The 14,177-nt window shown below is 72.1% G+C and carries 14 protein-coding genes; 8 read left to right on the top strand and 6 right to left on the bottom strand.

Annotated elements, in window-relative coordinates; all coding sequences use genetic code 11:
• The first annotated feature begins 24 nt into the window (after window positions 1-24).
• Entirely contained in the window at window positions 25-888 is an 864-nt protein-coding gene (ddaH, locus tag ACWD68_RS11605) for a dimethylargininase (RefSeq protein ID WP_451806234.1), read from the top strand.
• Here the strand turns inward: ddaH and ACWD68_RS11600 are convergent.
• The 3 genes from ACWD68_RS11600 to ACWD68_RS11590 form a co-directional block, all read right to left on the bottom strand.
• A complete protein-coding gene (locus ACWD68_RS11600) occupies window positions 885-1,889 on the bottom strand; it encodes a small ribosomal subunit Rsm22 family protein (RefSeq protein ID WP_451806233.1) in 1,005 nt (334 codons plus the stop codon). The two genes, ddaH and ACWD68_RS11600, sit on opposite strands and share 4 nt — an antisense overlap.
• Before the next feature lie 90 nt (window positions 1,890-1,979).
• Window positions 1,980-3,161, bottom strand: a complete 1,182-nt coding sequence (locus tag ACWD68_RS11595) for a serine hydrolase domain-containing protein (RefSeq protein WP_451806232.1) — start codon at window positions 3,159-3,161, stop codon at window positions 1,980-1,982.
• A complete protein-coding gene (locus ACWD68_RS11590; protein WP_451806231.1) occupies window positions 3,107-4,495 on the bottom strand; it encodes a multidrug effflux MFS transporter in 1,389 nt (462 codons plus the stop codon). The genes ACWD68_RS11595 and ACWD68_RS11590 overlap by 55 nt, the downstream gene beginning before the upstream one ends.
• A gap of 81 nt (window positions 4,496-4,576) precedes the next feature.
• Between ACWD68_RS11590 and ACWD68_RS11585 the strand changes: the two genes are divergently transcribed.
• Window positions 4,577-5,605, top strand: a complete 1,029-nt coding sequence (locus ACWD68_RS11585) for a Gfo/Idh/MocA family protein (protein WP_451806230.1) — start codon at window positions 4,577-4,579, stop codon at window positions 5,603-5,605.
• On the opposite strand, the gene ACWD68_RS11580 is transcribed toward ACWD68_RS11585, so the two are convergent.
• Window positions 5,592-7,238 (bottom strand): alkaline phosphatase D family protein, encoded by a 1,647-nt coding sequence (locus ACWD68_RS11580; protein ID WP_451806229.1) that lies wholly within the window; start codon window positions 7,236-7,238, stop codon window positions 5,592-5,594. The genes ACWD68_RS11585 and ACWD68_RS11580 overlap by 14 nt on opposite strands.
• Window positions 7,239-7,383: 145 nt before the next feature.
• Here ACWD68_RS11580 and ACWD68_RS11575 point away from each other — a divergent pair, with 145 nt between their 5' ends.
• On the top strand, window positions 7,384-8,151 hold the full coding sequence (locus tag ACWD68_RS11575) for an SDR family oxidoreductase (protein ID WP_451806228.1): 768 nt from the start codon (window positions 7,384-7,386) through the stop codon (window positions 8,149-8,151).
• Window positions 8,152-8,421: 270 nt separating this feature from the next.
• Here the strand turns inward: ACWD68_RS11575 and ACWD68_RS11570 are convergent, their stop codons facing one another.
• Window positions 8,422-9,603, bottom strand: coding sequence for a D-alanyl-D-alanine carboxypeptidase family protein (locus ACWD68_RS11570; RefSeq protein ID WP_451806227.1), 1,182 nt, complete (start codon window positions 9,601-9,603; stop codon window positions 8,422-8,424).
• 362 nt (window positions 9,604-9,965) lie between these two features.
• Between ACWD68_RS11570 and ACWD68_RS11565 the strand changes: the two genes are divergently transcribed.
• The 3 genes from ACWD68_RS11565 to ACWD68_RS11555 all read left to right on the top strand — a co-directional run bounded on the left by ACWD68_RS11565 (window position 9,966) and on the right by ACWD68_RS11555 (window position 12,652).
• Window positions 9,966-11,432, top strand: a complete 1,467-nt coding sequence (locus ACWD68_RS11565; RefSeq protein WP_451806226.1) for an ABC transporter permease — start codon at window positions 9,966-9,968, stop codon at window positions 11,430-11,432.
• A 91-nt stretch (window positions 11,433-11,523) separates the two neighbouring features.
• Window positions 11,524-12,291 (top strand): ABC transporter ATP-binding protein, encoded by a 768-nt coding sequence (locus ACWD68_RS11560; RefSeq protein ID WP_451806225.1) that lies wholly within the window; start codon window positions 11,524-11,526, stop codon window positions 12,289-12,291.
• Window positions 12,292-12,427: 136 nt separating this feature from the next.
• Complete coding sequence (locus tag ACWD68_RS11555; protein WP_451806224.1) at window positions 12,428-12,652, top strand: hypothetical protein; 225 nt, start codon at window positions 12,428-12,430, stop codon at window positions 12,650-12,652.
• Between the two features lie 23 nt (window positions 12,653-12,675).
• Here ACWD68_RS11555 and ACWD68_RS11550 read toward each other — a convergent pair whose 3' ends face one another.
• Window positions 12,676-13,002 carry a nuclear transport factor 2 family protein gene (locus ACWD68_RS11550; protein WP_451806223.1) on the bottom strand — a complete coding sequence of 109 codons (327 nt, stop codon included), beginning with the start codon at window positions 13,000-13,002 and terminating at the stop codon, window positions 12,676-12,678.
• Window positions 13,003-13,134: 132 nt separating this feature from the next.
• Here ACWD68_RS11550 and ACWD68_RS11545 point away from each other — a divergent pair, with 132 nt between their 5' ends.
• Both ACWD68_RS11545 and ACWD68_RS11540 read left to right on the top strand, forming a co-directional pair.
• Window positions 13,135-13,680 carry a DoxX family protein gene (locus tag ACWD68_RS11545; RefSeq protein ID WP_451806222.1) on the top strand — a complete coding sequence of 182 codons (546 nt, stop codon included), beginning with the start codon at window positions 13,135-13,137 and terminating at the stop codon, window positions 13,678-13,680.
• Window positions 13,681-13,715: 35 nt separating this feature from the next.
• A complete protein-coding gene (locus ACWD68_RS11540; RefSeq protein WP_451806221.1) occupies window positions 13,716-14,156 on the top strand; it encodes a MazG-like family protein in 441 nt (146 codons plus the stop codon).
• Window positions 14,157-14,177 lie beyond the last annotated feature (21 nt).

The following is a 14,177-nucleotide window of genomic DNA, read 5'->3' as shown; positions in this document are numbered from 1 at the left end:
CTGCGGTTGCGTAAGGAGCCTTCCTTGCTTCCTCTCCGCCGTGCCGCGCCCCGGCGCTACCTCATGTGCCCGCCGGTGCACTTCGACGTCACGTACGCGATCAATCCGTGGATGGACCCCGCCAAGCCGGTCGACGTACCGCTCGCCCTCGCCCAGTGGGAGGACCTCCGGGACCGCTACCGCTCCCTCGGCCACTCGGTCGAGGAACTCACGCCCCGCCCCGGGCTGCCGGACATGGTCTTCGCGGCGAACGGCGCGACGGTCGTGGACGGCCGGGTGCTGGGCGCCCGGTTCGCCTTCCGGGAGCGCGAACCGGAGGCGGCGGCGCACCTGGAGTGGTTCCGCGCCCGCGGGTTCGCGCACATCCGCGAGCTGGCGCACATCAACGAGGGAGAGGGCGACTTCGTGGTCACGGGGTCGTATCTGCTCGCGGGCCGCGGCTTTCGCGCGAGCCCGCTCTCGCACGGGGAGGCGCAGGAGTTCTTCGGCCGCCCGGTGATCGGCCTGGACCTGGTCGACCCGCGCTACTACCACCTGGACACGGCTCTCGCCGTCCTCGACGACACGGCGGACGAGGTCATGTACTACCCGCCGGCTTTCTCCCCCGGCAGCCGCGAGGTGCTGCGCCGGCTGTTCCCGGACGCGCTGACCGCCGAGGACGAGGACGCCGCCGCGCTGGGCCTCAACGCGGTCTCGGACGGCCTGCACGTGCTGTTGCCGCAGGAGGCGACGGGCCTCTTCGACCCGCTCCGGGAGCGTGGCTTCGTGCCCGTCGGCGTCGACCTCGGTGAGCTCCTCAAGGGCGGCGGCAGCGTGAAGTGCTGCACGCAGGAACTGCGCGGCCGGGCCGGGAGCCAGGAGCGGGGGCGAGGGCGGGGAGCGATCTAGGGAGTGTCCCCGGGCGGCGGCCAGGCGTCGCCCCACTCCGCGTCACGGGCCGCCTTGTACAGCGGTCCGTGGCGTTTGGTCACCGTCTCCCGGCGCAGCGCCTCGTCCGGCTCGCACAGGTCGAGCAGGACCTGCCCCTTGCGGATCTGCGGCTTGCGCACGATGCGGTTGGGCGCCGGGACGGGCGGGAAGCGGGTAGCGGCGACATAGCTGAACTTCTCGTCCTCGTAGGGCAGGGAACCGCCCTTGACCTGACGGTGCAGGGAGGAACGGGCGACCCGGGCGGAGAAGTGGCACCAGTCCTGGCCGGGGACGATGGGGCAGGCGGCGCTGTGCGGGCAGGGGGCCGCGATGTGGAAGCCGGCGCCGATCAGGCGGTCGCGGGCGGCGAGGACCCGGGTGTAGCCGTAGGGGGTGCCGGGCTCGATGATCACGACGGCCCGGGCGGCGCTCGCGGCGGCGTCCACGACCGAGACGCGGTCGGCTTCGGTGAGCTCGCCCAGGACGTAGGAGACGGTGACGAGATCAGTGCTCTCGATGGTGAGCGCCGCTCCGATACGGGAGCGGTGCCACTCGGCGCCCTTCAGCTCCGGGTTGGCGGCGGCGATCTCCCGGCCGAGCGCGAGGGCCGGCTCGGCCCAGTCGAGCACGGTCACCGGGCGGACGCCCTCCCAGGTCGCGTTCACCGCCCAGGTGGCCGCGCCGGTGCCGCCGCCGACGTCCACATGGCTCCCCGGCGCCCAGCCGGGCACCGCGTCCGCGAACGCGTCCAGCGCCGCGCGCACCGCCTCGAACGTCGCGGGCATCCGGTAGGCGGCGTAGGCCGCCACGTCCGAGCGGTCCCGGAGGATCGGCGCGTGGGTCGGGGTGGTCCCCCGGTAGTTCACGATCAGCCGCTCGACCGCCTGTGCGGCGGCCTTCGGCGGCAGGCCGTCGAGCAGCCCGGCGAGGGCGCTGCGCAGGGTGTCGGCGGGGGGTACGGGGGGTACGGGGGCGTTCACGGCCCGATTCTCTCAGGTGCCCCGCACCGCCCGCGCCCGCGAGGCGATCTCTCAGGTGCCCCGCACCGCCCGCGCCCGCGAGGCGATCTCTCAGGTGCCCCGCACCGCTCGCCGCAGCCGGGTGGCCGCTGCCGCTCTGGGCGCGTTGTCCGCCGGGCGGCGGCGGGGGTGGACCGTGTTGGCGAGCAGCACGAGGAACGTGTCCGTCGCCGGGTCCAGGACCAGCGAGGTGCCGGTGAAACCGGTGTGGCCGGCCGCGCCGCGGCCCGCGAGGGTGCCCATGAACCAGGACTGGTCGAGGGCGAATCCGAGGCCCGGCGGGGTGAGGAGGAGCTCGACGAAGTCGGGGCCGAGGATGCGGGCGGGGCCGTACGAGCCGCCCGCGAGCAGGGTGCGGCAGAAGACGGCCAGATCGCGCGCGGTGGAGAAGAGGCCGGCGTGACCGGCCACCCCGCCGAGCGCCCAGGCGTTCTCGTCGTGCACCACGCCCCGCAGCATGCCCCGGTCCGCCTTGGCCCAGGGGCGCCGCTGGTCCTCCGTGGCCGCCGCGCCGGGGCAGGGTCCGAAGGTGGTGGCGTGCATCCCGAGCGGGCGGGTGATGCCGTCGCGGACGAGTACGTCGAGCGCCCGGCCGGTGACGCGTTCCAGCACGTACTGCAGGAGCAGCAGGTTGAGGTCGGAGTACAGATACGCGCCCGGTTCGGAGGAGGGGGCCTCCGCGCGCAGCAGCGCCAGCCGGGCCGTGTCGTCCGGGCAGTCGTACAGCGGGAGTTCGGGGCGCAGCCCGGAGGTGTGGGTGAGCAACTGCCGTACGGTGATGCCGTGCTCGCGGGCCGCGCGGAACTCCGGCAGATACGCGCCGACCCGGGCGTCGACGCCCAGCGTGCCGCGCTCCAGCTGCTGCACCGCGGCGACCGCCGTGAACAGCTTGGTGAGCGAGGCCAGGTCGAAGGGCGTGTGGACGGTCGTCGGCACGCGCGCGCCCGGCGGCAGTTCGGCCCCGGTGCCGGTCTGCCCGTCGTAGGCCGCGTAGCGCACCGCCCACCCCGCCGCCTCCTCGACGGCGATGACCGGGCCCCGCCCCGCGACCAGCACCACGCCCGCCGCCCAGGGGTCGGCCCCGCGCGTGAGGGCGCGGACCTCGTGGACGAGTTGCCGCAGTTCTCCGGTGTCGAGTCCGGCCCGTTCCGGTGTGCCGATCCGCAGTCGTGGTGCGCTCAGCTGTCCGCCGCCTTTCCGTTCGATGTACGTCCCGTCCTCCGAGGACGGCACAGTCCCACGAAGCAGGCGACGGCGACCAGTGCCGCCACCAGTTGGACGACGGCCATCGGGACAGCGGTTCTCTCTCCGGCGATGCCGACGAGGGGGGAGGCGATCGCGCCGATGAGGAAGGAGGAGGTGCCGAGCAGCGCGGAGGCGGATCCGGCCGCGTGCCGCACCCGCATGAGGGCGAGCGCCTGGGTGTTGGGCAGGGCGAGGCCCATGGCGGACATCAGCACGAACAGCGCGGCGGCCACCGGAGCGATCCCGACCGTGCCGAGGACGCCACTGGACATGAGCAGCAGCGCGGTCGCGGCGAGGACGACGAGCGCGAGGCCCACGGCGAGGACCTTCTCGAGGGCGACCCTGCCCACCAGCAGCTTGCCGTTGATCTGACCGGCGATCACCAGACCGACCGAGTTCACGCCGAAGAGCAGGCTGAAGGTCTGCGGGGAGGCGCCGTAGATCTCCTGGATGACGAAGGGCGACGCGGAGATGTAGGCGAACAGGGCCGCGAAGGTGAAGCCGCCCGCGAGCATGTACCCGGCGAAGACCCGGTCGGCGAGCAGTCCGCGCATCGCGCGCAGTGCCTCGCCGACGCCTCCGCCGTGCCGCGCGGCGGGTGGGAGGGTCTCGGGCAGCTTCGCCCAGACGACGGCGGTCAGCGCGATGCCGACCGCGGTGAGGACCACGAAGACGCCCCGCCAGTCGGTGACGCGCAGGATCTGTCCGCCGATGAGCGGCGCGACGACCGGTGCGACCCCGGAGACCAGCATGAGGGTGGAGAAGAAGCGGGCCATGGCCATGCCGTCGTACAGGTCGCGGACGACGGCGCGGGCGATCACGATTCCGGCCGCGCCCGCGAGGCCCTGGGCGAGGCGGAAGGCGACGAGGAGTCCGACGTCGGTCGCGAGGGCGCACAGCACGGTGGCGACGACGTAGACGGCGAGGCCGGCGAGCAGCGGGCGTCTGCGGCCCCATCTGTCGCTCATCGGCCCGACGACGAGCTGTCCGAGCGCCATGCCCGCGAGGCACGCGGTGAGCGTGAGCTGCACGGTGGCGGCGGGCGCGTGCAGCGATCCGGTGACCTCCGGCAGCGCGGGGAGGTACATGTCCATCGCGAGCGGGGGTGTGGCGGTGAGCCCGCCGAGAATCAGGGTGACGAGGAGTCCGGTGCGGCCGGGTGAGCCCGGGCCTGCCGGCGGTCGTGGCGCGGCGCCGGACGCCGGTTCGCCGGCCGGCCGGGTGGCCTCGGCGGCCACCGGTGCGGTGTCGGCGGTCCCCGCGTTCGGTATGTGCCCTCGCGGGCCCTCCTGGTCCCGCATGGTGCGGCCACGCTCGGGCATGATCCCCTCCCTCTCCGAAAGATGCGCACCCTATGCTCTCAGTTCGAACAGCGTGTTCGGGTCACGGATCAAGGGGCGTGCATGACGGGCGAGCGTGAACGCGTGCGGTGGGGAATTCTTGCGACCGGCGGGATCGCCGCGGCGTTCACGGCTGATCTGGTGGACATGCCGGACGCCGAGGTGGTGGCCGTCGCCTCACGGACGGACGCCTCGGCGAAGGCGTTCGCGGAACGGTTCGGGATTCCGCGGGCGTACGGCGACTGGGCGTCGCTCGCCGCGGACGAGGACGTCGACATCGTGTACGTCGCCACGCCGCACTCGGCGCACCGGGTGGCGGCCGGGATGTGTCTGGAGGAGGGGCGCCATGTGCTGTGCGAGAAGGCGTTCACGCTGAACTCGCGGGAGGCCGAGGAGCTGGTCGCGCTCGCGCGGCGGCACGACCGCTTCCTGATGGAGGCCATGTGGATGTACTGCAATCCGCTGGTCCGGCGGCTGAAGGCGCTCGTCGACGACGGCGTGATCGGTGAGGTGCGCACGGTGCAGGCCGACTTCGGTCTCGCGGGACCGTTCCCGCCCTCGCACCGGCTGCGGGACCCGGCGCAGGGCGGCGGTGCGCTGCTCGATCTCGGCATCTATCCGGTGTCGTTCGCGCAGCTGCTGCTCGGGGAGCCCTCGGACATCGTCGCGAGAGCGGTGCTCTCCGACGAGGGCGTCGATCTCCAGACGGGTGCGCTGCTCTCCTTCGAGAGCGGGGCTCTCGCTTCGGTGCACTGCTCCATCAACGGCGGCACCCCCGTCGCCGCCTCCGTCACCGGCTCCGCGGGCCGTATCGACGTCCCGGACGGCTTCTTCTTCCCGGACCACTTCGTCCTGCACCGCGACGGCCGCGAGCCCGAGACGTTCCGCGCCGACCCCGCGTCGGGCCGGCGCAACAGCCTCAAGCACGAGGCCGCCGAGGTGATGCGCGCCCTGCGCGCCGGGGAGACCGAGTCCTCGCTCGTCCCGCTCGACGGCACGCTCGCCGTGATGCGGACGCTCGACACGATCCGGGACCGCGTCGGCGTCCGCTATCCCGGCGAGGCGGACGCGCGGGACGTCAGGCCGGCTTGAGCCCCTGGTTCCCCGCCTCCGTCACGAAGGACGCGGCCGTGGTGACGGGCGCCCCCGGGGTCGTCACCGCGGACACCGTCCTGAAGTCGGCCCGCGCCGCGTCCCGTCCCAGCTCGACGGTCACATAGCCGCGCCGCCCGTTGTAGAACTTCAGGTGGGGGTTGGCCTGCGTGTAGGTGGCCCAGTTCGCGGGCTTTTCGGCGCCGTCCTTGCCGCTGGTGACGGAGGTGGCGACGATCTCCGTGCCGAGCGTCGCCGACGCGGGGTCGTCGAAGTCGTCCAGGATGTCGAAGGCGTACCCCACGTGCACGTCTCCGGTGAGCACCATCAGGTTCTCGGTCCCGGTGGACTTGGCGCCCGCCAGGATCCGCCGGCGCGAGGCCCGGTAGCCGTCCCAGGCGTCCATGGACACCTTGGCCACCGGGTTCAGGTCCAGCTTGCGCTGGGAGAAGGTGACTTGCTGCGGTACGAGGTTCCACAGCGCGTGCGAGCGGCGCCAGCCGTCGATCAGCCACCGCTCCTGTGCCGGCCCGGTGATGGTGCGCGCCGGGTCGTCCGACTCGGGCCCGGGGATGTGCGACCCGTCGCCGTAGGCCTGGTTGGAGCGGTACTGCCGGGTGTCGAGGATGTCGAACTGCGCCAGCCGGCCCCAGCGCAGCCGGCGGTACAGCTGGGCGTCGGGCCCGTGCGGGAGCTGCGGGTGGCGCAGGGGCTGGTTCTCCCAGTACGCGCGGTAGGCGGCGGCGCGGCGCAGCAGGAACTCCTCGGGCGGGCCGCCGTTCTCGTCGATGTCGTCGGCGTAGTTGTTCTCGGTCTCGTGGTCGTCCCAGGTGACGGCGAAGGGGTGCGCGGCGTGGGCGGCCCGCAGATCGGGGTCGGACTTGTAGAGGGCGTACCGCAGCCGGTAGTCCTCCAGGGTCACTGTCTCGTGGTTGAAGAGGTCGGGGAGCGTCCGGTCGGTGTACTTCCGGGCGCCGCCGACGGAGTTGACGGCGTACTCGTACAGGTAGTCCCCGAGGTGGAGGACGACGTCGACGTCCTCTTCGGCGAGATGGCCGTACGCGGTGAAGTACCCGTCGTGGTAGGCCTGGCAGGAGACGGCGGCGAGCTTGAGGGCGGACACCCGGGCGCCGGGTGCGGGCGCGGTGCGCGTGCGGCCCGTCTCGCTGACCCAGCCGCCCGCCCGGAAGCGGTAGTGGAAGACCCGGTCCGCGTCGAGGTGGCCGACCTCGACGTGCACGGCGTGGTGGAACTCGGGGTGGGCGGTGGCCGTTCCGCGTCTGACGACTTTGCGGAAGAGGTCGTCGTGCGCCAGTTCCCAGTGCACGGTGACGCGTTCGGCGGGCAGACCGCTGTCGGCCTGGTACGGCGCGGGTGCGAGCCGTGTCCACAGGAGCACGGAGCCCGGCAGCGGGTCACCGGACGCGACGCCGAGGGTGAAGGGGTCGTCGGTGATCTTCGCCGCGTCGAGTTCGGCGGCGCTCGCCACGCCCGCGGCCGGCAGGTCGACGGCGAAGGCGAGCGCGGCGGCGGCGCCGGTGACGGTCAGCAATCGGCGGCGCCCGATGTGACGGGCGACGGCGCGGAGTTCGGGGGTGTGCTGCGACGGATGGTCGTGGCCTGCGGGTGCCATCTTGCCCTCCCCTGACTGTGGTCGTACGAGGCATTGGAGTGGCCAGGATCAACGTCGACTTGGCGCGTACACAACAGCCGGATGACGGATGGGTGAGTTCCGGACGCCGGACCGGCCGAGCAGCGCTCCCGTACGCTGCGGGCCCATGAACGCCATGAATCCCCTGCAGACGAAGATCGCGGTGGTCACCGGGGCGGGCTCCGGCATCGGCCGCGCGGTGGCCGCCGAGCTGCTGCGCACCGGCTGGTCGGTGGCGCTGGCCGGGCGCCGGGCCGAGTCCCTGGAGGAGACGGCGGCACTCGCGCCCGAGGGACCCTCGATCGCCGTACGCACGGACGTATCACACCCCGACGAGGTGGCGGCCCTCTTCACCGCCACGCGGGACCGGTTCGGGCGGCTCGACCTGCTGTTCAACAACGCCGGCACGTTCGGGCCGGGCGGCGTGCCGCTCGAAGAGCTGCCGTACGACGCCTGGCGGCATGTCGTCGACACCAATCTGAACGGCGCGTTCCTGTGCGCGCAGGCGGCGTACCGGCAGATGAAGGAGCAGGACCCGCAGGGCGGGCGGATCATCAACAACGGCTCGATCTCGGCCCACACACCCCGCCCCCGGTCGATCGCGTACACCGCGACCAAGCACGCGCTGACGGGCCTGACCAAGTCACTGTCCCTGGACGGGCGCCCGTACCGGATCGCCTGCGGCCAGATCGACATCGGCAACGCGGCCACCGACATGACCGAGCGGATGCGGACCGGGACGCTCCAGGCGAACGGCGAGCTGTCGGTCGAACCGGTGATGGACGTGGCCGATGTGGCGCGCACGGTGCGGCACATGGCCGAGCTGCCACTGGAGGCGAATGTGCAGTTCGCGACGGTACTGGCGACGACCATGCCTTACGTCGGCCGTGGCTGACGCGCACGTACGGAGCGCCCGGGTGGTTCACCGGCAACTGGTCAACGGGTCAACCTGCACAAACGGAAGCTGACCCTCCGGACCATATAAGCCGTTAGTGGGCTTATGCTCAGCATCTCCCCCATCAGAGCTTCACACTTGAAGCACGAGACTTCGGTTCGACCACGGTCCACACCGAGGGGGGAGGTGGCAGTCGCTCCGCGGCCCGGGTGGGGGCGGACCTCGCGCGGGACGCGAGGTGTGCACCGGACCGCGGAGCGGCTGCCCCCGTCATCGTGGCCGACGGCCTTCCGCCTCGGCCGGTTCCCCGGCGGACCCGCGCCTGCGGTTGCGCAGCGCCAGCGCGCCGCCCGCGAGGAGCGCCACGGCTCCCCCGACCCCGCCGACCAGCCCCCACGACGGTCCGCCCGCGTCCGCCGCCGCGTCCGCCGCCGGAGCTCCCGCGGCGCCCTTCGCCGCCTTCCGCGTGGGCGCCGCGCTCGCACCGCCCTCACTGAGCGGATCGACCAGCGTGCCGACCGGCTCGGCGTCCGCCGCCTTTCCGAAACCCCAGTCGAGCAGCCGGGCCGTCTCCTCGTAGACGCCGTTGCCGCCGCTCTTCGGGTGCATCACCGTCACGAGGAGGGTCCGTCCGGCCCGGGTCGCCGCACCCGTGAAGGTGTTGCCTGCATGGCTGGTGTAACCGTTCTTCACGCCTATCAGGCCGTCATACGTGTCCAGGCCCCACGCGCCCGTGAGCAGACGGTCGGTGTTCTGGATCTGGAAGGTCTTCTTGCCTCCGGCCGGGAAGTCCGCGGTCTTCGTCGAGCAGTAACCGCGGAAGTCGGCGTTCGCGAGGCCGTGCCGGGCGAAGAGCGTCAGGTCGTACGCGGACGACAACTGGCCCTTGTGGTCGAAGCCGTCGGGGCTGACCACCTGCGTGTCCAGGGCCTGCAGGTCCTTCGCCAGGGCCTGCATCTCGGCGACCGTCGCCACGACGCCGCCGTTCATATGGCTGAGCACGTGCACCGCGTCGTTGCCGGAGCGCAGGAAGACGCCCTGCCAGAGCTGCTCGACGGTGTAGGTGATGCCGGGCTTCACGCCGACGAGGCTGGAGCCCGCGGGGACATCGGCGAGATCGGCGTCGGTCACCTTGTACGTCTCGGTGCGCTCGAACTTCTTCAGCACGGTGTCCGCGAACAGCATCTTCAGGGTGGAGGCGGGCGCGAGCCGCCGGTGCGCGTTGTACGAGGCGAGCACCTCACCGCTGGTGTGGTCCGCGACCAGCCAGGCGCGGGCGGTGAGCCGCTTGGGCAGGCCCGACGCGCGGCTCGCCTGGACCCCGGCACGGGCCAGTCGCGCACCGCCGATCGTCGTCGCGGCGGACGCGGTCGTGGCCGTCGTGGCGGCGAGAGGTACGGCGGCGGCGAGGCCCAGAGCGGCACGGCGGGAGAGCCCGGAAGAATCACGCATCCCGGGACCGTACAAAGCCTGTCCGGGACGCCCGACAGCGGGGTGACAAAGAGAAGGAATGCCGATTCCAAAGCGGCGGCAAAACGGCGCGCGAAGCGACGGGCCCGCCCCTTCGCACCCTCCACCCGTCCCACCGGGAGATGCGCGGAGAACGGGCCCGCCGGTCTTCACCGAGGGGTCACTCAACAGGCGTTTCCTGGCAGTGAGCCCTAGAGAGCTTAGGAATGGGCTGTCTGACGCAATATTGATTCGGGGGTCCGGATTCTCAGCCCTCACACATCCCTTACTCAGCCCGGCTCAAAGGTTTCTCCATAGCTTGTGGCCGCGCCCACAGCGGGCGCCAAGAACCTTTGAGGAACGGGATGTTTGGCATCTATCTCAAGCGTGAGCTGAGCCGGCGCAAGAAGGCGGCGCTGGTGATCGCCCTGGGTCTGGCGCTCGGTATCGCGCTGGTCATCACCGTCAACTCGGTGTCGGCCGGCATGCAGCAGGCACAGGACAAGGTCCTGAAGTCGCTGTACGGGCTCGGCACGGACATGACGGTCACCAAGGCCCAGACGGCACCGACGGGCAACTCCTCGGGGCGGCCGAAGTTCGACTTCGACGCCAAGTCGGACAGCAGCAAGACGCAGAGCTCGGACCGGGTGATGACCCAGGGCGGACAGTCCCTGAAGTCCTCGCTCGTCACCGAGGTCGCGGCACAGAAGGGCGTGTCGAGCGCGGTGGGCGCGCTCAGCCTGAACGTCACCAAGGTCGACGGCTCCTTCACCCAGGGCAAGGCGAAGTCCTCCACCTCGGGCTCCGCCCAGCAGGGCGGCCCCGGCGGCCAGAACGGCGGCAGCACGGGTGCGCCGCAGGTGCAGGGCGGCGGCGCCTCCTTCGACGTGAACTCCTACTCCGTCGCGGGCGTCGACGTGGCCCACCAGGACCTCGGTCCGCTGGCCACCTCGAAGATCACCACGGGCAGGACGTTCACGGCCGCGCAGACCGACGCGAAGGTCGCGGTGCTCAGCAAGTCGTACGCGAAGGAGAACAAGTACAAGGTCGGCAAGACCTTCAAGATCTCCGGCACGAAGTACACGATCATCGGCATCGCGACGCCCGACAGCAGCGAGTCGACCACCGACGTCTACCTGCCGCTGAAGCAGGCCCAGACGCTCGGTGACGCGAAGAACAAGGTCACCACGATCTACGTCAAGGCGACCGACTCGAAGCAGATCGACACGGTCAAGGCGGTCATCCAGAAGAACATCTCCGGGACGACCGTCACCACCTCGGCGGACCTCGCGGACACCGTCTCCGGCTCGCTGTCCACCGCCTCGAACCTCGCGACGAGCGTCGGCAAGTGGCTGTCCGTCGCGGTCCTCGTCGCCGCCTTCCTGGTCGCGGCGCTGCTCACCTCCTCCGCCGTCTCCCGCCGGGTGCGCGAGTTCGGCACCCTGAAGGCGCTCGGCTGGCCCTCCCGCAAGGTCACCCGCCAGGTCGTCGGCGAGTCCATCGTCAACGGTCTGCTCGGCGGCGTCCTCGGCATCGCCCTCGGTCTCGGCGCGGCCTACGCCGTCACCGCGATCAGCCCGAAGCTGACGGCGGAGCTCGGCTCCACCGGCGGCGGTGGCATGGGCGGCGGTCCCGGTGGTGGCGGTCCCGGTGGACAGGCGGCCTCCGCGGCCAAGAACACCATCGACATCGCGCTCACCGCGCCGGTCTCGGTGACCACCATCGCGCTCGCCGCGGGCCTGGCCATCACGGGCGGTCTGATCGCCGGAGCCATGGGCGGCTGGCGTGCCTCCCGGATGCGCCCGGCCGACGCGCTCCGCAGCGTCTCGTAACCCGCCCCCGGGCCACACCCCTTGAGCCGGGGCGCCGCCTCCATTCCCCCGGGCCGCGGCGCCCCACCCCCTTCATCCTCGGAGAAACCTCATGTACAAGCTCACCGGCGTCACCAAGCGCTACACGCGGGGCAAGGAGACGGTCGAGGCGCTGCGCGGCGTCGACCTCGCCATCGAGGACGGCGACCAGCTCGTCATCCAGGGCCCCACCGGCGGCGGCAAGTCGACGCTGCTCCAGATGATCGGCGGTCTCGACCGGCCGACCTCCGGCAGCGTCGAGCTGGACGGCGTGGACCTCGCCTCCATCAGCGAGGCCAAGCTGACCCGGCTGCGGGCCGAGAAGATCGGCATCATCTTCCAGTCGTTCAACCTCATCCCGACGCTGACCGCGCAGGAGAACGTCGAGACCGCCCTGGTCCCCCTCGGCGTCAAGCCCGCCGAGCGGCGCGAGCGGGCCGCCGAAGCCCTCCGCTCGGTCGGCCTCGGCGAACGCCTCACGCACGTCCCGACCGAGCTGTCCGGCGGTCAGCAGCAGCGGGTCGCCATCGCCCGAGCACTGGTCAAGAAGCCGAAGGTGCTGCTCGCCGACGAGCCGACCGGCAACCTCGACGAGGGCACCCGTGACGACATCATGGGCCTGCTCGAAGGGCTGTGGCACGAGTACGGGCTGACCTTCATCATGGTCACCCACGACTCGTCCATCGCCCGCCGCGCACCGCGCCTCGCGACCATCAAGGCCGGGCGGATCACCCTGACCGAGCAGGACGGCGCCCGCCGCGCCGCCCCTCAGCGGGCGGACCACCTCTCCGGGCAGCAGCAGTACGCGCAGCAGCAGTACGGCGCCACTCAGGGCTACTGAGCCCGCGGCGGCCCCGGCCACCCGTACACGCCCCGCACGCTCCCGCACGCGCCTCCCGGGCCGCTCACCGTCCGAGCACGCCGTCGACCTCGGTCAACTGCGCGCCGGTGAGCGGCCCTTCGGCGCGCTCTGAAGGATGTTCAGCCGGTGCCGCACCGCGGGCGCCGCGCTCGCCAGCCGCGAAGGCGGCCGCACGCGCGAGGTCGTCGGTGCTCCACGCATACGCCAGGATCAGCCCGTTCCGCACGGACTCCTCGCGGGTCTGGCGGAGTTCGGCGGCACGCTCCGGATCGGCGTCGGAGAGGTGCAGCGGGTGGAGGTCGACCCCGTCGGTATCCAGGCGCCGTACGACGGACGGTGACCGTCGGCCGGTGCGACGGACGGCTACGCCTGGCCGGTCTCGAAGCGGCTGATCCGGCCGCCGTCGTCGACCGTGAAACTCCACTTCGTCTTCATCTCGCCCCAGGTGTCGTTGCGGTACCGCACGAGGAGGGAACGCCCGCCGTTGGACTCGTTGTCGACGTCCATGTGGCCGCGGGAGGAGAAGATCTCCCGGTCGGTCCAGTCGCCGAGGTCACGGTCGGAGCCGTCGTCCGACATGGTGGCGCTGGGCGCCAGAACCGCCTCGAAAGCGTCCCGGTCATGGGCGTTCACCGCGGTGACGAAGGCCCGGACGGCGGGGTCGCTGAGTTTCGCTACCTGAATCGTCATGGGAGCCAGACTCACACCGGTCCCCCGCACCCGCCACCCGAACGGCGGCGCGGGCACGCCGGACCCGTCCCATCGGTGCGACGGTGGAGACCCGGGAGGGAACCGTTGCCGCTGTCTGCTCTGGGAGTCACCGTGACCTGTATCGACCGGCGTGATCTGGGACTGCTGCTGCTCCGTCTGAGCACGGGCGGCGTACTGGCCGCGCACGGGGCGCAGAAGCTGTTCGGCTGGTTCGGCGGAGGCGGCATCGAGGGCACCGGAGCGGCCATGGAGGCCATGGGCTACTCGCCCGGGAGGACGAGCGCCACGGCGGCGGGCCTCGCGGAGGCGGGCGGTGGCACGCTGCTGGCGCTGGGCCTCGCCACGCCCGCGGCGGGCGCCGCGGCCGCCGGTGCGATGGCGGGCGCGGCGGCCGTGCACGTACCGAACGGGTTCTTCGCCCAGAGCGGTGGCTACGAGTACACGGCGTCGCTCGGCCTGGCGGCGGCCGGCCTCGCGGTGACGGGTCCGGGCCGGCTGTCCCTCGACCACCTGATGGGCCACGCGGTGAACCGCGGCTGGATGGTGCCGATCGCGCTCGGTACGACGGCGGCGGTCACCGCGGTCGTCGTCGGCATCCGGAACAACCGGGTGCGCAAGGCACGCGAGGGCGAGCAGGAGGCCCTGTTCGACGAGTAGGAGTCGGTTCTCCTCGGGCTGGGGAGGCTGGGTCCATGGCTGATGACATCGCACACGCTCCGGCCGCACACGACGACGCCGACGGAGTGGTGCGCGCCCCCGCCGCGCCGGCCGGGCAGACCGCCGTCGACGCGGTCGCGGACGCCCCCGGTCAGGACGTCTGGGACACGATCGAGGGGCTGCACACCTGGCTGGACGCCAACCAGCCGCACGGCGGCCGGGAGGGCCTGCTGTTGCGTGTGCTGAAGCTGTCGGAGGAGGTCGGCGAGGTCGCGCAGGCGGTGATCGGCGCGACGGGCCAGAACCCGCGCAAGGGCGTGAGCCACACCTGGGACGACGTCCGCTCGGAACTGTGCGATGTCGTGATCACCGCGATGGTGGCGCTGCGCACCCTCGCGCCGGACGCGCGCGAGGCCTTCACGGCCCACCTCGCGTCCGTCGCCGGCCGCTCGCTCGGCACGGCCCCAACGCCCTGACGAGGCAAGGGACTCCGCCGT

The sequence above is a fragment of the Streptomyces sp. NPDC005141 genome (genome assembly GCF_053599975.1).
This window is presented reverse-complemented; position numbering and strand designations above follow the sequence as displayed.